At 48.9% G+C, this 20,955-nt stretch carries 18 protein-coding genes; 14 read left to right on the plus strand and 4 right to left on the minus strand.

All coding sequences use genetic code 11. The annotated features are described in order from the left end of the window. Positions 1 to 318 precede the first annotated feature (318 nt). From BM202_RS21785 to BM202_RS21820, 8 genes are all read left to right on the plus strand, one after another. Entirely contained in the window at positions 319 to 1,251 is a 933-nt protein-coding gene (locus BM202_RS21785; protein WP_093830052.1) for a helix-turn-helix domain-containing protein, read from the plus strand. A gap of 170 nt (positions 1,252 to 1,421) precedes the next feature. Further along, positions 1,422 to 4,571, plus strand: a complete 3,150-nt coding sequence (locus BM202_RS21790) for an efflux RND transporter permease subunit (RefSeq protein WP_093830054.1) — start codon at positions 1,422 to 1,424, stop codon at positions 4,569 to 4,571. A 14-nt stretch (positions 4,572 to 4,585) separates the two neighbouring features. After that, entirely contained in the window at positions 4,586 to 4,885 is a 300-nt protein-coding gene (locus tag BM202_RS21795) for a DUF952 domain-containing protein (protein WP_093830056.1), read from the plus strand. A 19-nt stretch (positions 4,886 to 4,904) separates the two neighbouring features. Next, positions 4,905 to 6,005 (plus strand): efflux RND transporter periplasmic adaptor subunit, encoded by a 1,101-nt coding sequence (locus BM202_RS21800; RefSeq protein WP_093830058.1) that lies wholly within the window; start codon positions 4,905 to 4,907, stop codon positions 6,003 to 6,005. Beyond that, entirely contained in the window at positions 6,002 to 7,459 is a 1,458-nt protein-coding gene (locus BM202_RS21805) for an efflux transporter outer membrane subunit (RefSeq protein WP_093830060.1), read from the plus strand. The genes BM202_RS21800 and BM202_RS21805 overlap by 4 nt, the downstream gene beginning before the upstream one ends. 105 nt (positions 7,460 to 7,564) lie before the next feature. Continuing rightward, positions 7,565 to 8,635 (plus strand): mannose-1-phosphate guanylyltransferase, encoded by a 1,071-nt coding sequence (locus BM202_RS21810; RefSeq protein WP_093830062.1) that lies wholly within the window; start codon positions 7,565 to 7,567, stop codon positions 8,633 to 8,635. Between the two features lie 146 nt (positions 8,636 to 8,781). Continuing rightward, positions 8,782 to 9,315 (plus strand): hypothetical protein, encoded by a 534-nt coding sequence (locus tag BM202_RS21815; RefSeq protein WP_093830063.1) that lies wholly within the window; start codon positions 8,782 to 8,784, stop codon positions 9,313 to 9,315. A 104-nt stretch (positions 9,316 to 9,419) separates the two neighbouring features. Continuing rightward, positions 9,420 to 10,298, plus strand: coding sequence for a serine hydrolase (locus BM202_RS21820; RefSeq protein WP_177236649.1), 879 nt, complete (start codon positions 9,420 to 9,422; stop codon positions 10,296 to 10,298). A gap of 154 nt (positions 10,299 to 10,452) precedes the next feature. Here the strand turns inward: BM202_RS21820 and thiL are convergent, their stop codons facing one another. After that, positions 10,453 to 11,481: a thiamine-phosphate kinase gene (gene thiL, locus BM202_RS21825; protein WP_093830067.1), complete on the minus strand. Its 1,029-nt coding sequence runs from the start codon at positions 11,479 to 11,481 to the stop codon at positions 10,453 to 10,455. A 141-nt stretch (positions 11,482 to 11,622) separates the two neighbouring features. Next, the gene (locus BM202_RS21830; RefSeq protein ID WP_093830181.1) at positions 11,623 to 12,066 is read right to left on the minus strand and encodes a hypothetical protein; all 444 of its coding nucleotides are present in this window, start codon (positions 12,064 to 12,066) and stop codon (positions 11,623 to 11,625) included. Between the two features lie 127 nt (positions 12,067 to 12,193). Between BM202_RS21830 and BM202_RS21835 the strand changes: the two genes are divergently transcribed. The 3 genes from BM202_RS21835 (at position 12,194) to BM202_RS21845 (ending at position 14,543) form a co-directional block, all read left to right on the plus strand. Further along, positions 12,194 to 12,421: a cytochrome b5 domain-containing protein gene (locus tag BM202_RS21835; protein WP_093830069.1), complete on the plus strand. Its 228-nt coding sequence runs from the start codon at positions 12,194 to 12,196 to the stop codon at positions 12,419 to 12,421. A gap of 69 nt (positions 12,422 to 12,490) precedes the next feature. Then, on the plus strand, positions 12,491 to 13,336 hold the full coding sequence (locus BM202_RS21840; RefSeq protein WP_093830071.1) for a BadF/BadG/BcrA/BcrD ATPase family protein: 846 nt from the start codon (positions 12,491 to 12,493) through the stop codon (positions 13,334 to 13,336). A 136-nt stretch (positions 13,337 to 13,472) separates the two neighbouring features. Next, positions 13,473 to 14,543, plus strand: a complete 1,071-nt coding sequence (locus BM202_RS21845; protein ID WP_093830073.1) for a ferredoxin--NADP reductase — start codon at positions 13,473 to 13,475, stop codon at positions 14,541 to 14,543. A 117-nt stretch (positions 14,544 to 14,660) separates the two neighbouring features. Here BM202_RS21845 and BM202_RS21850 read toward each other — a convergent pair whose 3' ends face one another. After that, complete coding sequence (locus BM202_RS21850) at positions 14,661 to 16,865, minus strand: M56 family metallopeptidase (protein ID WP_093830075.1); 2,205 nt, start codon at positions 16,863 to 16,865, stop codon at positions 14,661 to 14,663. Positions 16,866 to 16,923: 58 nt separating this feature from the next. Next, on the minus strand, positions 16,924 to 17,313 hold the full coding sequence (locus tag BM202_RS21855; protein ID WP_093830077.1) for a BlaI/MecI/CopY family transcriptional regulator: 390 nt from the start codon (positions 17,311 to 17,313) through the stop codon (positions 16,924 to 16,926). Between the two features lie 206 nt (positions 17,314 to 17,519). Here BM202_RS21855 and BM202_RS21860 point away from each other — a divergent pair, with 206 nt between their 5' ends. From BM202_RS21860 to BM202_RS21870, 3 genes are all read left to right on the plus strand, one after another. After that, positions 17,520 to 19,265, plus strand: a complete 1,746-nt coding sequence (locus BM202_RS21860) for a M3 family oligoendopeptidase (protein ID WP_093830079.1) — start codon at positions 17,520 to 17,522, stop codon at positions 19,263 to 19,265. 113 nt (positions 19,266 to 19,378) lie between these two features. Next, positions 19,379 to 19,657, plus strand: a complete 279-nt coding sequence (locus BM202_RS21865) for a hypothetical protein (RefSeq protein WP_093830081.1) — start codon at positions 19,379 to 19,381, stop codon at positions 19,655 to 19,657. Positions 19,658 to 19,877: 220 nt separating this feature from the next. Next, the gene (locus BM202_RS21870; protein ID WP_093830083.1) at positions 19,878 to 20,951 is read left to right on the plus strand and encodes an NAD-dependent epimerase/dehydratase family protein; all 1,074 of its coding nucleotides are present in this window, start codon (positions 19,878 to 19,880) and stop codon (positions 20,949 to 20,951) included. Positions 20,952 to 20,955 lie beyond the last annotated feature (4 nt).

Raw genomic sequence — 20,955 nt, forward strand, 5'->3', positions numbered from 1 at the left:
CAATGTCAGGCGGGGTTTTAGTCACCTACTAAGTTTATACAGTTGGTGAGCCCTCAGCTTGGTACGTAGCTTTACCAATTACAAGCGATTGTATCGCCAATTTATTCTAAAAATAGTACTATTTATGGATTCGCTTTTTTGGAATAATGCAACTAAATTGCCTGACTATAAGTTGGAAAGGAAAATTAGTACTTGTTAGCTTCTTGTTTTTGTTCAATACTACTCAACGCTATTTGCTTACTGAGTAATAGTACTCGGGTAGGTTTTACTACCTGTGTGGTTGTCGTCTTTTAGAATAATTTATTACAATAAGTTACTGTGGAAAATCAATCGATTCCTTACTACGATAATCTGCCTGATTTTTTGAAGGCCGTAAAATCAATCGACTCCACAAACCGGTGCTTTGGCCTATTCCCGTTTGAGCAATTCGGTGGTCCGGGTGAGGTGATTCCACCTTTTCGGAGCAGTACCTACGTAGCGGCTTTAGTAACCGAAGGAACGGGTACCATTCATCTGGATGGTGTTCCGTACTCTGTCCAGCCGGGCACACTCTATTTCCTGCGTCCCTGGACGGTTCGGTCGATACACAAGCAGGATCAATGGCATGGCTACGTGTTGATGTTTACGTCGGAATACGTAACAAAACGGTCGGTACTTTCTGATCCGATGCGGGAGTATCCTTTCTACCGCAAAGGTGCCCAACCCCTCATTCACATTGCGCCCGCCGACGTAGCTGAACTATACAGTCAAATTGAGTTGATTGATAAGGAGTTTGCCCATCCAACCCGCTCGAAAGCAGACCGGCTTGATATAACCTATCATTTATTACAGTCATTGATGATTAAGAGTCGGCAGATTTACCGTGAAACGCTTTCGGCGACAGACTATTCCCAGCCTGTATCATTGGTTGAACGATTCCAGAGCCTGTTACAAATGTATTATCTGCCTGATCCCAGTCAGACAGCACCTGTATTGCTGACGGTTCATGAAGCTGCCGACCGACTGCATATCCATCCGCATTATCTGAGTGATATCCTGAAGAAATATACGGGTAAAACAGCGCTGCAACACATCCGCGAGCGGACGGCCTTTGAAGCCCAGAACCTGATCCGTAATACAGACCTGACGGTAGCCGAAATTGGTTACCGGCTTAATTTCGAAGACCCATCAAATTTTACGAAGTTCTTCAAGAGTATCATGGGCATAACCCCTCGGGCTTACCGTGATCAGTTGTATGCACTAGCTGCGTAAACCGGAGGTGACTGGTAATTTTACTGACTCAACTTTAGGAATCTGCATTTTTTACCAGTGAATCTACAAAACCTACCTGTTTCGCTGATAGGACCACTGGTAATTTTGTCCCAGTACCAGATAGAGTTAATACGTAACTCTGTTGATGCCAATCACTTCTCAAGCTTACTATGTGGATTGTCCGCTTAGCGTTAGAAAAAAAATACACCATCGCCGTTATGGCGTTGCTGATAATGATTATGGGTGGGTTGGCCGTTACGCAAATGCCGACCGATATTTTTCCGCGTATTAATATCCCTGTCGTTTCGGTGTTATGGGGCTATAACGGCCTTTCTACCAACGAAATGGAGAAGATGATTACCAACTTCTCCGAAACAGCTATCATCAACAACGTTAGTGATATTCAGCGGCTCGAATCGCAGACGTATAATGGTACTGCGGTGCTGAAAATCTATTTTCAGCCATCTGTAAAAATTGAGGAAGCCATTGCCCAGGTAACGGCTATTTCGCAGACGATTCTGGTTCGGATGCCGCAGGGTACGCAACCGCCCCTCATTGTCCGCTACAATGCTACTGACGTACCGGTACTCCAGTTAGGTCTTTCGTCGGATAGCCTGACTGAGCCCCAAATCACTGACTACGCCCAAACGCGGGTACGTCCGCAAATTTCGACGGTGCCGGGAAGTCGTCTATCGCAGGCGTTTGGGGGGAAAACTCGCCAGATTATGGTGGATCTGGAGCCGGATCAATTAATCGCCTATAACGTAACGCCTGAAGAAGTTACGAACGCAGTTTCTGCGCAGAACTTAACCTTGCCGAGCGGTTCACTACGGTTGGGGGAGCGGGAATACAATGTACGCCTGAACTCAAAGCCTGATGTTATTACGACGCTGAACGACGTGCCGATCAAGGTCGTTGGCGGCACAACCGTTCACATGCGCGACGTCGCTAATGTTCACGATGGAGCAGCTGTTCAGGCAAATATCGTGAAGCAGGATGGGAGTAAGGGCGTGTTGATGAGCATTGTTAAAACCGGGAATGCTTCCACAACGGAGATTGTTGATAAGATCCGTAATACCATTTTGCCGACCGTACGGGCTGCGGCACCCTCAAATTTGCGGATTCAGGAGCTTTTCGATCAATCGGTTTTTGTGCGGGCGTCGATCAAAGGGGTATTGGTTGAAGGCATGATTGCCGCCTTGCTGACAGCCGCCCTGATCCTGCTGTTTCTGGGAAGCTGGCGTAGTACGCTGATCGTGGCTATTTCCATCCCGCTGTCAATTTTATCCTCGCTCATTACCTTATATCTACTGGGCGAAACGCTGAATATCCAAACCCTCGGCGGATTGGCGCTGGCTATCGGGATTCTAGTGGATGATGCAACGGTAACGATCGAGAATATTCACCGTAACGAAGAATTGGGCATGCCGCTACGTCAGGCCATCTTGGAGGGCGCGCAACAGATTGCGACGCCAACACTCGTGTCGACACTGACAATCTGTATCGTGTTCACGTCGGTGCTGTTTCTGGAAGGTCCCGCCCGGTTCCTGTTTGGCCCCCTGGCCGAAGCCGTCGTGTTTGCCATGCTGGCTTCTTATGTTCTTTCCCGAACACTGGTTCCGGCCCTGGCTGACCTGATGCTACGGGGGGAAAAGCATGGAGCAGAGGGCATGGGGCATGGGGAAACGCCCCGCGTTACGCTCTACAGCCGATTTAATGCAGGTTTTGAGCGTTTTCAGAATAAATACATTGGTGCACTGGAATGGGTTCTGGCGAATCGTAAGCTTGTCTTAGCCTTATTTTTGGGCGTTGTCATCTTTACCGGCGTCCTGATTCCGTTTGTCGGTCGCGATTTCTTCCCACGGGTTGATGCCGGGCAGATCAAATTACACATGCGGGCACCGGGCGGCACGCGGCTCGAAGCATCGGAGCAGATAGCCGCTAAAACCGCCGAGATTGTTCGGGAAGTAATTCCGGAAGAAGAAGTTGGTTCGATCATCAGTAACATCGGCCTGACCTCGGAGCGCTACAACTTTATTTTTACCGATAACTCTTCCGTTGGCGCGTCGGATGCCGAATTGCTGATTTCACTCAGTGAAGAGCGTTCGCATGCAACCGACGACTATGTCCGTGAAATACGCGCTCGTTTGCGGGAAGAAATGCCGGACGTTACGTATTTTTTCCTGCCTGCCGACATTGTTAGCCAGATTCTGAACTTCGGTCTGACGTCGGCCATTGACGTGCAGGTGTCGGGTTTCGACCGGGCCAATAACCTGAAGGTGGCCCGCGAAATGCGCGAAAAAATTGCTCAGATTCCGGGTGCTGTCGATGTTCACCTGCATCAGGTGCTGGATGCTCCCGAGTTGTATCTGGATATTGACCGCGAACGGGCCGGACAACTGGGTCTGACCGAGCAGCGTGTCGCGACGAATATGAATATTTCGTTGAGCGGTACGGGGCAAACCCGGCCGAACTTCTGGCCTGATCCAGCCACCGGATTCCCGTATCTGATTGCCGTACAGACGCCACCGTACAAACTGGACTCCTACGAAAAACTGCTACGTACGCCCATCATACCGGGTCAGATTTCGCCCCAATTGTTAAGCAACGTAACGACGGTGAAACGCACGACGACGCCTGTTATTATCAACCGGGTTAACACGCAACCGAGCTACGATGTGTATGCCTCCGTCGAGAAAACGGATTTGGGATCGGTAGCCAAGGCACTGGAAAAAATTAAAGCCGATTATAAAACGCAGCTTAAACCGGGTAATACCATTTCTATTCGGGGACAGGTTGAAAGTATGGAAAGTGCCTTCAATCGGCTGGGAATAGGCATCGTCTTTGCGGCTTTGCTGGTGTATCTGCTGATGGTTGTCAATTTCCAGTCGTTCCGCTATCCGTTTATTATCATTACGGCCTTGCCGGGTGCGTTGTGCGGTATGGTCTGGATGCTGTTTCTGACTGGTACAACCTTTAGTATTCCGTCGTTGATGGGAGCTATCATGAGTGTGGGCGTAGCGACGGCAAACAGTATTCTGCTGGTTAGTTTCGCGAAAGATCATCTGCCCGAAGTGGGGGGAAGTGCTTATGAAGCAGCGCTGGAAGCCGGTCGAACCCGGCTGCGTCCCATCCTGATGACGGCTATTGCCATGATCATCGGGATGTTGCCTATGTCGCTGGGATTGGGCGAAGGTGGCGAACAGAATGCTCCATTAGGTCGAGCTGTAATTGGTGGGTTGCTGCTGGCAACCTTCACTACGTTACTTTTTGTCCCCGTCGTGTTTAGTTATCTGGCCGGTAAAAAGAGAACAGCTTAAAAGAATTCAGGAAAATGAATCTGATTTATCACATCGTTTCCGCAACAGACTGGGCGAAGCAGGAAAGCCAGCCGGATTATGAAGCGAGTAGTTTGCAGACCGAAGGATTTATCCATCTGTCGACAAAAGAACAGGTTGATGGTGTGCTGAGCCGCTATTATCAGAACGTACCTGATTTGTTACTACTGCATGTTGACGTGGAGAAGCTGACGCAGGAATTACGCTACGAAACGGCCACGAACAATGACCAGTTTCCGCATCTGCACGGGCCGCTCAACAAAACCGCAGTAATAGCTATTGAAAAATTGAACTAATTGTCTTTTAAGTACTTATATGAAATTCTTTCGCATCACTATTCCACTGCTGGCACTGATCGCCGTCTTTGTGTTTTTCGGGGTACTGCCCCGCATTCGCAACACGCAGGAATTGCAGGCGGCTGCCGAGCAGGAAAAAAATCGCGATCCAATCGTTAACACCGTGCGGCTGAAACACTCGTCGGACACGACGGGACTAACGCTGCCCGGTCAGATTCAACCGTATCGACAAACCCCCCTGTATGCTCGCACACAAGGCTTTCTGCGTCGGTGGTACGTCGATATTGGTGCTCAGGTAAAAGAGGGACAGGTTTTGGCGACCATCGATGTGCCCGAACTTGATCAGGATATTGCCCGAGCAAAAGCCGATCAGCAACTGGCTAAAACCAACCTTGAACGCTTGCAGAGCGTTCAGTTGCCGGGGGCCATTGCCAAACAGGATATCGATACCCGTCAATCTGGCGTGTCGGTCGCGCAGGCCAATCTCGGTCGACTAGAAGCCTTGAAGGATTTGCAACAGATCCGGGCACCGTTCAGCGGAGTGATCACCAGCCGCACCGCCGAAAATGGTAATTTGGTATCGCCGGGAGCGGGGCAGCCTTTGTTTACGATCTCAGAGTTAGGCATGTTGCGGGTGTTCATCGACGTACCACAAACTTATTATCAATACATCAAGGTAGGCATGCCCGCTACGGTGACAATACCTGAGCTGAAAAACCGGACATTTGCCGGAAAGGTTGTGCGCACATCGGGTACGTTACGGAGCGATTCACGGACCTTATTAACCGAAGTCGCCATTCCGAACCCGAAGCGGGAGTTACCTTCGGGTTTGTATAGTCAGGTTAAGTTTGATATGATTGCTGCCAATTCGCCCATTCTGATTCCGGCCAACGCGTTGCAAATGACGCCACAAGGTGCGCAGGTCGTTGTTGTGGACGCCGATCAGCGGGTACGCTTTGTGCCCATCACACTCGGCCGCGATTATGGCATTACGCTCGAAGTCGCGAGTGGGTTAACCGGTCGGGAGCTTGTTATTACTAATCCAAACGACCGTCTGCGTGATGGTCAGAAAGTTCGGTTTCGGAAGTCCGTTGCTGAAAAAACCGTAGCGTTGCGATGAACAAATTTTTTAGTAGTGCTTTTTTAGTAAGTAGTCTAGTTTTTCAGGCAACGGCGCAAACCACGCCACTCAACGCGCCGGGAGGTGCTGTAACGATTCAGCCACAGGCCCCAACTACCAACGCGGGGCCAGGGTCCAGCGCTGCGTCGACAGCCGTTGGGTATCCGAACGGCCAGGCGCCAGCTTTCACGATCAGCGGTTTCAAGCGCTTTGGTGATCCAACGCTTGAGTCTCTCCTTCAGTTAGGTCTGGATAATAGCCCGAACATCAAATCAGCGCTGAGTCGTCTGGAAGAAGCTCGGATTCGGGTCAAGATCGCGCAGTCATTTTTATCGCCGTCGTTGCGAAGTTCAGCGTTAATAACCACCCAAAGTTTGTCGGAGCGTCGGCCGCTCTCGGTGGCTAATCAGGCAGATTTATTGCCCCGGTTCCAGCTAAACACCTTTCAATTGCTGCCAATTGATGCCAGCTATGAGCTGGATTTATTCAAACGAATTCGCAACGGTATCGTTGTTGCGGACTTGCAAGCGCAGGCCAACGATGCCGATTATCAGTCGTTTCGTCTGAGTCTGGCCTCCGATATTGCCCGGACGTACATGCTTATCCGGGGCAATGATGCTGAGCAGGCCGTTTTTCGACGCAATATCCAATCGCGTGATACCACACTTGCTATTATTCGTGAGCGCTTCCGTGTTGGGTTGATCAATCAGATCGACGTTCAGCGGGCCGAAACCGACTATGCCGGTCTACAGGTTACGCTGAAAGGGCTTGAACGGGCACGTATCGAGTTGGTGAATGGACTGGCGCAATTATGTGGACAAGACCCAACGCAATTCTCGATTTCGTCGGGTACGTTGCCGACAGCTGTGCCCGTATATCCGTATGCCAGTGTGTCACCGGAACAGATTCAGCGTCGCCCCGATTTATTGCAGTTCAGCCGACAGAATCAAATTGCAGCTGCCCAGGTAACGCTTCAGCAGTCCACTACGTTGCCACGTGTGACGCTGGTAGGATCTGGTGGAATTCTTTCCGGTAAGATTGGAAACTGGGTTACGCCCAGCGCTGCCACGTATATTGTGGGTATTAATGCATCGGTTCCGCTCTATGAGGGGCACCGCGCTCGTCAGAACATCGCGCTTTCGAGGCAGTTCACGCAAACCAACCAGCAAACGTATCAGCAGGCATTGCAGCTAGCGCAGCGTGATGCTGAAACCGCTCTGGATAACCTTACACTGTTGCGCCAGCAGATCGATCTGCAGGGGCAGACGCTGGCACTGGCTCGTCGGACGGAGCAGTATAACCGCGAACTCTACATTCGGGGACTGGCTACGTATCTGGAAGTTCTTGATGCCCAACGAACGATTCTTACCACTGAGCAGCAATTAGTACAGCTCCGGAGTCAGGAAGTTCAATATGCAGTAGCCTTGTTACGGTCTGTGGGGGGCGACTACTAAAAAATTTGACAGAGAAAAGAAACCTATAAGTCGAAATCCTAAACTTTTCCAGCGTAAAACTGTAAGTTAGTGGCAACTTTGTTACAACATTACTATTAAGTACCAATGAATCATACGTATGTCATTATTATGGCGGGAGGAGTCGGAACACGGTTCTGGCCTTTCAGCCGGACGAGTTATCCTAAACAATTTCACGATGTACTTGGCACGGGCCGAACATTGCTTCAGCAAACCGCCGATCGATTTGATGGCGTATGTCCCTCCGAAAATATATTTATCGTTACCAGTGCGCTTTACAAAGACCTCTGCCAGCAGCAACTTCCGCAACTGACAGACGATCAAATACTGTGTGAGCCCATTGCCCGAAATACCGCGCCCTGTATCGCCTACGCCTGTTACAAAATTGCGCAGCAAGACCCCGAAGCCAACATCGTAGTGGCTCCGGCTGATCACATTATTATAAAAGAAGAGGAGTTCAAACGTACCATTCAGTCGGCGCTGGATGCGACGAAAGAGCAGGACATTCTGGTAACGCTCGGTATCCAGCCCAGCCGCCCGGATACGGGTTACGGCTACATTCAGTATATTCCTGAGTCGGAGAAAACGATCAAAAAAGTTAAGACCTTCACGGAAAAACCACACCTTGAGCTAGCTCAGCAGTTTGTAGAGAGTGGTGAATTCGTGTGGAATGCGGGTATTTTCGTCTGGAATGTCCAGTCTATCATTAAAGCTTTTGAGGCTTATTTACCTGAAATTGCCGAGATTTTTGCCGAAGGAACGGGCAAGTATTATACCAGCCACGAGAAAGCATTTATTGACAGAGCTTATTCACTAACCAGCAGTGTGTCGATTGACAACGGGGTGATGGAAAAAGCCAAGAACGTCTATGTCGTGCTGAGTGATTTTGGATGGTCGGATTTAGGTACGTGGAAATCCCTCTATGAAGTGTCGGATAAGAACGACGATCTCAACGTGATTGACGGCCATATCATGTTGTATGATACCAAAAACTGTATTATCAAAACGCCGAAAGACCGTCTGGTGGTGGTTAATGGCTTAGACGGCTACATTGTCGCTGAATACGACAACGTATTGATGATTTGCCGCAAGGAAGAAGAGCAAAAGGTGAAAAACTTTGTTGCCGACGCTAAAGAGCGGGGCGCGGAGTTTGTTTAAATAAGCTGTCAGGAGGTGGTCAGTAAGGTTAGGAAATAGTTAGTTATTGTTTGGCTACTTCCTGATCATACCTGACTACCTCCTGACCATATTATACAATGGCGGAAACACTCTGTTCGTTAGCTTTACGAACTGCTGATTAATCTGTGAAAAAAGTTCTCTACTTAAGTCTGGTATTACTTCTGGCCAGTTTGCTCATTACATGTAAAGAAAAAAACGCCGATTTTTCGCCCGGCACCGTTGACTCACGCCTTACTGGCTCGTGGCAGCTTTATGAACGCCGATTTTCCAAAGATTCGGTACTGTTCTCCTATATATCACAAAAAGATTCTACTCTTAATAAAGACTCCATTTACGTTGTAACGATTGATACGATACGCATCAGCCGTGATACGTCTTTCTACACCACAAAACGCTACCCGAGCGCCCCTCCCCAAACGTTGACATTCGGCACTGACGGCACGCTAAGTCGCAGCGGTACCGAAATGACGTATTACGCTCCGATTAAATATTACCGGATCGATCCAACTTACCCCGACAGTCTATTTATTAATTTTTTCATTAGTACGAACCGGGCAAATGTCCCCTTTCTGCAAGGCCTGGAGTTTAAAAAAGATACGTTATTGCTGAAGCCGTTTTGCGAGCAATACTGCTATTCTAAGTTTATCCGGGTTCGCTAATTCGTTTGTAAAAGGCAGAAGAATAGCGTAATAATTAACCGTAATTTGATAAAATCAATACGTTAAGAATGGTTCTGAAAAATACAACATTGACTACAGTCTTAATGGCTGTATGTGTCCTTTGCGCCTGGTCGCCGGTGCTCGCGCAATCTACACTGACACTGGATCAGTTGACTCAAAAAATCAATGCTGAACTAGCTAAACAGCCGGGTACCTTCGCTGTCGCCTTTCGGGATTTAACCACGGGTAAGGAACTACTGATTCGGGAGCGGGAGACATTTCATGCGGCCAGTACCATGAAAACACCCGTTATGATTGAAGTGTATAAGCAGGTCGCTCAGCATAAAATGGCCCTTGCTGATTCTATAACGATCACAACGGAGTTCAAAAGCATTGTCGATGGTAGTCCATACAGTTTGCGGGCTACGGATGATAGTGATACCAGTATTTACAAAGCCGTTGGAACCAAGCGGACATTGGCCGCCTTAGTTTATGACATGATTATTGTGAGTAGCAACCTGGCTACGAACCTGGTAATCGAGCGCGTAGGTGCCCAGAACGTAACAAAAACCATGCGCGACCTGGGCACAAAGGATATTCAGGTCCGGCGGGGTGTGGAAGACAACAAAGCGTTTGCGCAAGGGCTCAATAACACGACGACCGCTTATGACCTGATGGTAATTTTCGACAGGATTGCTACGGGAAAGGCGGTGAGTCCTGAAGCTTCGAAAGCGATGATTGCTACGTTGCTGGATCAGAAATTCAATACCGCCATTCCGGCAAAGCTCCCGAAAGACGTAAAAGTGGCGCATAAAACCGGCTCCGTAACTGGCGTTCGGCATGATTCGGGTATTGTTTTTCTGCCCGACGGTCGGAAGTATGTGCTGATTCTTCTGTCGAAAGATATTAAAGATGACAACGCTACGTTAGGTGTCATGGCAACGCTGTCAGAATGGATTTATCAGTATGTAATGCAGGGATAGGCACTTGCCTATCCCGACTATCCATAAAGCTTGACTAACGCCCGAACCGGAAATTTGCCAGCACCTTTTTGGAACGGGCACTCTAAGTAAGTTTTTGCAGGTATCTGCGTTGCTAAAATTTGCGATAAGTTATCACTACGTTGTCTGCCAATCCTTACGGCGTAACACTGGTCCAGCCTTGCGCCCGAATTGGTGTTTGCTGACCAGCTTTGGTCGACAGCACGATTTGGGTTGGGTCAGCGGTGAGGTAGCCAATAGCCGTAATTCGGGCGTTGTTTGCCAGCTTCTCGTAGGCGTGCGGATTAACCGTAAATAGTAATTCGTAGTCCTCGCCCCCGTTCAGCGCAGCCGTAATGGGACTGATCTTAAACTCGTCGGCGGCCAGGAGCGTCTGGTCATCAACGGGAATATTTTCATCAAAAATTATGGCACCCGTGCCCGACTGGTGGCAAAGATGAAGCAGTTCAGACGCTAGCCCATCCGAAATGTCAATCATCGCCGTGGGTCGAACGCCAAGGTCACGCAACTCATGAACCATGTCGGTACGGGCGTCGGGACGTAGTTGGCGCTGCACCAGATACGCCCGCTCTTCCGAAAGATTAGGCTGCATGTTCGGGTCAGCCAGAAACACTTGTTTCTCCCGTTCCAGTAATTGCAGGCCGAGATAAGCTGCACCCAGATCGCCCGTTACGCAAATGACATCGTTAGGTTGCGCCGTATGTCGGTACGTAATCAGATCTTTTGGAACCTTGCCCAATACCGAAACGGAAATGATAAGTCCCGAACGAGAGGCTGTTGTATCGCCACCCACTAAATCCACATTATAGGCTGCACAAGCCGCCCGGATGCCCTCATACAACTCGTCAATGGCTTCAACCGGAAACCGGCTGCTCAGGCCTATGTTGACGGTTAGCTGAATGGGGAGCCCGTTCATGGCCGCAATGTCGGAGACGCCAAACGTAACCGCTTTATAGCCAAGGTGTTTCAGTGGTACGTAGGTCAAATCGAAATGAATGCCTTCTACAAGCATATCGGTAGACAGCAGTCCGTAATCGTCACCCCAGGTAAAAACGGCGGCATCATCGCCGATACCCCGTATCGTTTCGATATGAGCGGGCGTAGGCGTCGCCTGCCGAATGCGCTCAATCAGGCCAATTTCGCCCAGTGTATTTAAATCAGTCATAGTGTTAAATCTAAACCTATAGGCCGGGCCCGCAATGGCAGACCGTGCCGAAGCGGTTTTGGAAACCTTATAGATTTGAACAAAAAAGCCGTTCCGCTTGATATACGGAACGGCTTCATGCGGTAATTAGTTTGCAAAATCCTACTGACTCGTAAGCGTGTATTTATTTATTTTACCGCCCGTTTTTAAGCTACCCTTTGTTCTTGTAATAACTAAATTGTTGTCGTCGATGGAATTGATCGTAAACGAAACGGCCGGACCATCGCTCGGAGGAGGATTCAGGTTCGTCAGGCTAAGGGTCTGATCATCAGGGACTGCATACTGGCCAACGAATGTATTGCCATCATATTCTGTATAACTGACGGCCGGTGGTTTGCTTAGGTCGAGTTTAAATTTAGCATAGTCCCTTATATTACTGGCTCCCCCCTTTATATAGACGGTCACGTTGTCTTCCTCGACTTTGGTAGCTGTCCATACTTTAGCGATTAGCTCCGAGACAGGCGGTGTGGACGTCTTTTTGCATCCCGTTAATGAACCGACAAGTACCATTGCCGAAAGCAAAGCGATGACGGAAGTCTTTCTCATAATCAATTGATACATATAAACAGAAGTGGCTAAGTTACGTTATTTTTGTGGTCACTCGCAAAATCGGTACCCAATAATTCGTTCGGTTGACTTAACGGAGGGATACCGGCCAACTCTTCCCAATTTGATGCTATCGTTTACCCGCTCGCAGTTAGCTTTACGTAACGGACAGGACCGCGACGAAATCTGGTGTGCTTACGAAGGCCTTATTTACGACGTATCGGCTTCGCGCTTGTGGCGTAATGGTCACCATTATGAACATTGGGCTGGTCAGGACCTAACGAACGAACTGATTGATGCTCCCCATACCGACGGCGTTTTTGCCAAATTTCCGGTTATTGGAAAATTAGTTTAATGCTCCGGGTTTAACGGTCTTTATGTTAATCCTTGAGCTATAAACGTTGAATTGTAAATCGTACTACCAATGCTTTTAATTGCCGACAGCGGCTCTACCAAAACCGATTGGCGTCTGGTTTCTTCCGATGGGCAGCCCCGCGCTATTCAAACGGATGGATTCAATCCATATTATCAGACGATCGATCAAATAGTCGTTACGTTACGTAGGCAATTGACACCGTATCTGAACGATGCGGATATTAGTAATGTGTTTTTTTATGGAACCGGCTGCACGGGTCCAACCGTAAATTATATCGTTGCCGATGCCCTGAGGGCCGTATTGCCCAGTTTGCAAACCGTTACTGTGAACAGTGATATGCTGGGGGCGGCCCGAGGAAGTGCAGGACAAGAACCCGGCATTATTTGTATTTTAGGGACTGGGTCGAATGCGTGCTGCTATGACGGGACGCAAATCATACGGGGCATCCAGTCGTTGGGATTCTGGTTGGGTGACGAAGGGAGCGGGGGCTATCTGGGCAAGACGCTCTTACGCGATTTTTTTCAGGAACGACTTCCTGCCGATCTTAAAGCTGCTTTCCAGAATCGGTATGCTCTCGACCGGGCAACACTACTGGAGAACGCCTATCAAAAGCCATACCCGAACCGCTATTTCGCGTCGTTTACGACCTTTCTTGCCGACCATCTCACCCATCCGTATATCGCTACGTTGGTAAGTGACGCGTTTACACTTTTCCTGACTACCTACGTTAAACGCTTTCCTGAAGCGGACAAGTGGCCGGTTAATTTTGTGGGGTCAATCGCCTATTATTTTGCCGAACCGCTACGTCTGGCTGTGCAGAAATCGGGGTTGCAACTGGGAAATATCCTAAAAGCACCCGTCGAGCGATTGGTTGAATTTCATAAAGATGAATGAGTTCCGGCGGTTCGCCGTACCTTTGTATAAAGAATTTAATAAAACACTGAGGGAGCTACACCGAGTTACACAAAGAAAACTCTGTGTAGCGAGTGTAGCTCCCTCCGCGTTTTATTAAAAGACAATCTGAATAGTAATGGCAAATCGGTATTTTTTGAAAGTAAAAGACGTCGTTCGGGAAACAACCGACGCCGTGACCATAAGTTTCTGGCATCCTATCAGTGAAGAAATTCGCTACCAGCCGGGCCAGTTTTTGACCTTCCTGCTCAACATCAACGGCCAAAAAGTCCGTCGGTCTTATTCCATGGCATCGTCGCCCCATGTCGACGTATCATTATCAGTATCCGTAAAGCGCGTACCGGGTGGACTTGCTTCTAATTATCTCTACGAACGGATCAAACCCGGCGATATTCTGGAAACGCTGGAGCCAATGGGTACATTTGTTCCAAAACTTGATGTGCAGAGCCGTCGGACGATTGTGCTGATTGGGGCAGGTAGTGGCATTACGCCCCTGTTCTCAATGGCTAAATCGACGCTTCACGTTGAGCCAAACAGCCGCGTCTGGTTGATTTATGGCAATCGCAATCAGGATTCTATTATCTATAAAGCGCATTTGGATGCCATGGAGCAGGCTTACGGCCGATCACGGTTTCAGGTGACTCACATTCTGAGCCAGCCATCGTACGGCTGGACAGGAGAAACAGGACGCCTGAATCAGCACACCTTGACGAAGCTTTTCGACCAATTGCCCGCTACCGAGCGTCAGAACGCGAGTTTCTACCTCTGTGGGCCCGATGGCATGATGGCCGAAGCCCGCTCCGCCTTGTCGCTGGTAGGTGTATCGACCGAGCGTGTACACAAGGAAAGTTATGCGACGGCCCCCGTTGCTGCTGGCGACGTAGTGGAAGAGCCAATGACGGCCGCAGACAGCGGTTCGCCGGAAGTGACGGTGTTGTATGAAGGCAGTGAATATAAGTTTGCTGTAGCTCCGCATCAAACTATTCTGGAAGCCGCATTGGACCTGGATATTGATCTGCCGTATTCCTGTCAGGCGGGCATGTGCACAGCCTGTCTGGGTCGTTGCATCTCGGGAAAAGTGAAACTGGATGAAGAAGATGGCCTATCCGACTCAGAGCTGAAAGCGGGCTACGTACTGACCTGTGTAGCTCACCCCGTCGGACGGGACGTAGTGATCGAAATTGAGTAATGTAATGGCTTACGTCCCGTCCGGGTGGCGAAGACATGGGTATAATTTTTAAACCTGTCTTTTACACCCGGACGGGACGTAAGCCATTATAACGTATCAAATCAAGCTTGCCTTCAATTAATCATTTTCAACTTTCGGGACTAAAGGACTTTTGGGTGATTTCGGTATGGCAACTTTTGCACGAGGGCTAGCAGGAGCGGGTGCAACTGGTGCCAGACGCGGATGTGCTGGCATAGCCGGTGTTGCCGGATGAACAGCGTTCGGAGCAACGGCTGGGCGTGGTGTACGCATAATTCGTGGTGTACGAGCCGGGCGGGGAGCCAGTTCTGGCGCTTCGTGTATTTCCAGTCGTTCTAATGGCTCCATGGCATCTGGTAGGAATCGCGCTATTTCGTCGCCATATTGACCGAGCTGATCGGCAAGTTGATTAATCTGGGCGTCGAGCTGCTCCGATTCATGTTTCAACTTGTCCATCGGCAGTTTGAATTCATCCTGTTTTAGTTTGAGTTGATCAACCTGCTTACTTAATTCTTCCGCATTTCCTTCAATTTTCTTAATCTCCGGCTCAAGGGCGGCTAACTGCTTTTCAACCTCAGCCTGACTCAATTTTTGCTTGCCTTCATTTTCCAGCAACCGTTGATGCTTTTCGATCAGGGCTTCCCGCTGTGCCATCAATTTGTTTTGCCGCCACATAAATACCTCCTGATTTCGATTCAGTTCGTCAATCGGAAATCTGAATTTTTCCATTTGTGAACGTAGTGCCTGCGCCTGCTGCGACCGTTGGGCCAAAAGCTGGCTTAAGCTGTCCATCTGACGCTGTTGATAGGCACGTCGTTTGACAAGCGAATCAGGCAATGTTTTCAACGCTCCCAAAGAAGCAAAGGCATCACTGATAATGGCATTGTAATCAGCTTTGGCTAGTCCTTCTACGGTTCCATCCGGGCTAAGCGGTACGTTATTCAGCGCCGACGCGACAATATTGTCGTAATCAATGTGGGCTAAACCTTTACCCAATGCATCCATGCCTTCGCCAAATCCCTGATTTGTCTCGATGATGGACAATAAGATATCGCGGTCTGATTTGTTTAAGGCGTCAAGAGAGAGCTGGCCAGCCATGATCTGATCGAGCTGACGCTGCAAGTGAGCTACGCGTTTGGCGGGTAATTTCTGCCCTTTCCAGATTACATAATTTACTTTCTTATTATCGGTAATGCTAAATTCAGTGCCATTGCCTGCCTTATGGCGTCTCGTTGGTTGAGGTTGCGTATTGCGTGACTTCGGCTTATCCTGCTGTTGAACGGCATAAACCGATACGCTCATTAACAGAATTGTTGCCAGGGTTAAGCCCACCAGGCTACCGTTTGAAACGAATGGTCGGGTTGGAGCGCCCAGCATCCGCCGAACACGGTGCAGTAAGTGTTGACGCTTCGAGGCAAAAGCCATCGCAAGCGCCGGTGTTTCAAGTTGCGAAAGCCGTAGCTCTTCAACACGGGCGAGTGCCTGGGCCAGAATACGTCCGTCGCCCCCACAAGCCTGCACCGCCAGATCATCGCAGCAATGCTCACGCTCCTCCCGCACCCGTGCTGATAACCACCACAGCGCTGGATGGAAAAAATACAGGATCTCTACGATCGACTGCAATAGATTGACCCCGTAATCATGGCGTTTGACATGGGCCAGTTCGTGGGCTAGCACGGCTTCGATTTCACGGGTACTCAAGTGAGCCGCCAGGCCAATCGGTAGGAGTAATACGGGTTTAAGGATACCGACAACCATTGGCATCGCAATTCGTCCCGACTCACGAACCTGCACAACAGCCCGGATGGCCAATGCCGCCCGCAGCCGATCGACCATATGGTCCCAAACAACGGTAGCAGGAAGGCTGGCCGTTTTACTTAGTTGTTGCAGATATACCCAGCCGCCCGCAAGCCGTACGCCAAACAGGGCTACGCCAATGAGGTAAGTCAGCACGAATTGACTCAGATGACTCTCCAGGAATTGTTGCATCTGCTGGTGCCAGGGAAGTGTTTGGGTAACCGTCTGCCACCGAATGGACATAATTTGACCACCTGTTAACGTAGCAGGAACTGGCAGGGTCGATGCGGGATTGTAGTACCAGACGAACGTAGCGACTGATGTCATCAGTTGCGTTAACAAGGTCAGTACGCCCACGCGGTAACGTAGCACACTTGACTGATTACGGAGCAAGTGCAAACCTATCGCTACCGGCAACACCAGCGCGAATCCCTGCCAGATGGCATGAAGCAAGGTCCAGCCTAAAGCGTCGGCAACTGGACTCGATAGAAAATTGAACGTGTTCATAAGATGTGTAAAGTCTGTTTGTCTAGAAAATCAGTTCACTAAAAGCGGATGCGTTCGCTTACTCAGACTCATCCGAGCGTCCGGCGTCCCGGTTCAGGTCATTTAAGAGATTTTTGATTTCATCCAACTCGGCGCGGGAGGCTTTGTGTTGCCCTAATACCTGCATCACGAGCTTCGAGGCTGACCCCCGAAAGGCTGTTTCCACAAAGCGATCCACCAAGTTTCGTTGCGTATCTTCCTGACTCACTATTGCTGTGTAGGTATGGGATCGGGAATCTTCCTCGCGGGAGAGCAAGCCCTTCTCATACATGATCTGCATTAATTTTAGTGCCGTTGTGTAGCCGATATCGCGGCTTTGACTCAATTTCTCGTGCACTTGCCGCACGGTGCTGGGACCATTGGCCCAGAGTACATGCAGGATTTCTAATTCCGAGTCAGTTGGCTTCATAATTTATCTACGAATAATTTCGTAGCAAACATATACGAAGCTTTTCGTAGATGCAAATTTTGTGAACAAAAAAGTTTTCTAACTGCTTACAATAAAGCCATTAATCGTTATGCTGACGAGAAGACGCTGATTTTACAGAAATAGAAAAAATCAAAAATTATCATAACTAGCGCGCTGGCCGTTGACCAGTCGTGTTACTTTGTACTATGACGTCAAACGAAACCATTAACCTGCCTGCCCGGCCCACCCGTTCATTCATTGGTGAGACAATCGAATTGAAAAGCTGGAACGATGTTAAGCCACTTTATGAGGAGTTGCTTGATCGCTCCATCGACAACGCAGAAGAGCTTCAGCAGTGGCTAGTCGATCGTAGCGAACTGGAATCTTACCTGTCCGAGAATTTCGCCTGGCGATACATCCGCATGACTTGCGACACGGCCAATGAAGAATTGGTGAAGGAACTGAATTTTTTCATCGAGGAGATTCAGCCGTCCATGACCACCTACGGTAACGACCTCGACCTGATGGCTGTTAACAGCCCTTTCCTGAGTCAATTGACCGATGAAGGGTACGACGTAATGGTACGTAGCATGAAAAAGGCGATTGACATTTTCCGGGAAGAAAATATTCCGCTTCAAACCGAGCTTCAGACCGAAGAACGCAAGTACGGTGCTATTGTTGGCGCCATGACGGTAACAATTGATGGTCGCGAAATGACGTTGCCCGAAGCCAGTGACCGTCTTCAATCGACCGATCGGGCTGTTCGTGAAGAAGCCTGGCGCAAAGTCTGGGAACGGCGCTACAAAGACCATGAGGTGCTTGATCAACTGTTTGACCGCCTTCGTGATCTCCGCCATCAAATTGCCCTTAACGCCGGTTTTACCAACTTTCGGGATTATTCATTTGCTGCGTTGGGCCGCTTCGACTACACGCCGGAAGATTGTTTTAATTTTCATGAATCAGTAGCTGAGGCTGTTGTACCCTTATTAAATGAGCTAGCCAACGAGCGCCAAAGAAAGCTAAGTGTAGATCCACTACGTCCCTGGGATACGAAAGTGGATGTGGAAGGTCGCCCACCCTTAAAACCCTTCGCTACAGGCAGCGAACTCCTCGAAAAAGCCATTACCTGCTTTGACCGGCTCGATGGCGACGGCCAACCGAAAGAGTTAGGTGACGATCTGCGCATCATGCGGGCCATGGGCCACCTCGATTTGGAGTCCCGAAAGGGTAAAGCGCCCGGCGGTTATAATTACCCACTGGAGGAAATTGGGGTGCCGTTTATCTTTATGAATGCTACGTCGAGCCTGCGTGATCTGGTGACGATGGTTCATGAGGGAGGCCACGCTGTTCACTCATTCCTGACGCGCGACTTGCCCCTGAAAGCATTCCGAAATCCACCGATGGAAGTGGCTGAACTGGCTTCTATGAGCATGGAATTACTATCAATGGATCATTGGGACGTGTTTTTTGATGATGCCAATGAACTGCGTCGTGCCAAATTACAGCACCTCGAATCCATCATCGAAACATTGCCGTGGGTCGCTACGATTGATAAATTCCAGCACTGGATTTACGAAAATCCTACCCATACGGACGCTGAACGGCGTGAAAACTGGCTTCGGATTTATACTCAATTTGCCGACACGGTAACGAACTGGGATGGCTTTGCTTTCTACCAGGAATACATCTGGCAGCGGCAACTGCACCTGTATGAAGTTCCATTCTATTATATCGAATATGGAATTGCTCAACTGGGCGCGATTGGTGTATGGCGTAATTACCGCCGAGATCCGAAAGCAGGCCTTGATGGCTACAAAAAAGCATTGAGCCTAGGCTATAAGGCACCCATACGGGAGATTTACGCAGCCGCCAACGTACCATTTGATTTTTCCCGTGAGCATATTCAGGAACTGATGCATTTTGTCTGGGAAGAAATCAAAAAACTGAATTAGTAGACTTTGATTTTTATGTCGTCAGGTCGAAATGACAAAAAAACTAATGACTAATGACTGTCGGCTAGCGACTGTTTCTTATTTTTGTCGAATCAATTCGTAATCAAGTAGCTATGAAACGCGTATTCAGTGCAGGTTTATTGGTGGTGGCAATGTTATCGCTGGCGTCCTGCGACTATCAGAAATATAACACGGTCCGTCAAAACGATTACCGTGCAAACGACTATCGTGCTGACTACCGGGCTGGTGATCCTGAAGTATATGGAACCGGTCGTGATTCGGCGGCTGTACAAACGAAATATAAATACACGCCAAATCCAGCATTAGACGCGCGGACGCAGAAAATTCGTGAGAAATTGTTTGGAAAAGGATCGCTTCAGCAGGGCGCGTAATACAAATAAATACAATGAATAATAGCGATGGATTAGCGAATAGCCGCTGATTCATCGCTATTATTTTGCTTCACCGTTTGCTAAATAGCGACGGTCGTTTGTCAGACTTACTTCTTAAAAAGCAACGTAAGTAGAGATATTTGCGTTACTTTGTTCAGTTAAACTTCCTGACAAGTAGTATTATTTGGGTATATAACTTGCCCTATGCACGTATAACGACATGAAAATTGCATTAGTTACGGGTTCGGCTGGATTGATAGGTAGCGAAGCGGTTGCCTTCTTTGCTGATAAATTCGATCTTATTATTGGTATTGATAACAACATGCGGCAGTACTTCTTTGGAGCTGATGGCTCAACGGAGTGGAATCGCAATCGACTGGCTGAAACATACAGTAACTATCTGCACCGTCCAGCTGATATTCGGGAGGTTGGTCAGTTAGAGACTATTTTTCAGGAATTTGGTACCGATATAAAATTAGTCTTGCATACGGCAGCTCAGCCCAGTCATGACTGGGCCGCCCGCGAGCCATTTACCGATTTCGGCGTCAACGCGGTCGGTACGTTGAACATGCTCGAAATGACCCGGTTGCATTGCCCAGAGGCTGTGTTTATTTTCACGTCGACCAACAAAGTTTACGGCGATAATCCCAATTTCCTGCCGCTCATTGAAACCGAAACCCGCTGGGAAATCGATCATAACCATCCCTATTTCGAAAATGGTATCGACGAGTTCATGAGCATCGATCATACCAAGCATTCTGTTTTTGGGGCCTCCAAAGTAGCCGCCGATATAATGGTGCAGGAGTACGGTCGTTATTTTGGTATGAATACTGGGGTCTTCCGGGGTGGTTGCCTGACGGGTCCGAACCACTCAGGAGCACAATTACATGGCTTTCTTTCTTATTTGATGAAGTGCGCCATAACGGGCAATCAGTACACTATTTTTGGCTACAAGGGCAAGCAGGTTCGCGATAATATCCATAGCTGGGATTTGGTGAATATGTTCTGGCATTTCTACCAGAATCCACGTCCGGGCGAAGTTTATAATGCGGGCGGAGGCCGTTACGCCAACTGTTCGATGCTCGAAGCCATTGCCCTTTGCGAAGAGATTTCGGGTAACAAAATGAATTACCAGTACTCGGAAACCAATCGTAGTGGCGACCACATCTGGTATATTTCTGATCTGACTAAATTTAAGCAGCACTACCCTGGCTGGGACTGGACCTTCGACTTAAAAGAGACGATGAGCCAGATTCACGACAGCATGGCTGCCCGGCTGTTACTTCAAAAATAACGTC

The organism is Spirosoma endophyticum, assembly GCF_900112365.1.
In the GTDB taxonomy this organism is placed as follows: Bacteria; Bacteroidota; Bacteroidia; order Cytophagales; family Spirosomataceae; genus Spirosoma; species Spirosoma endophyticum.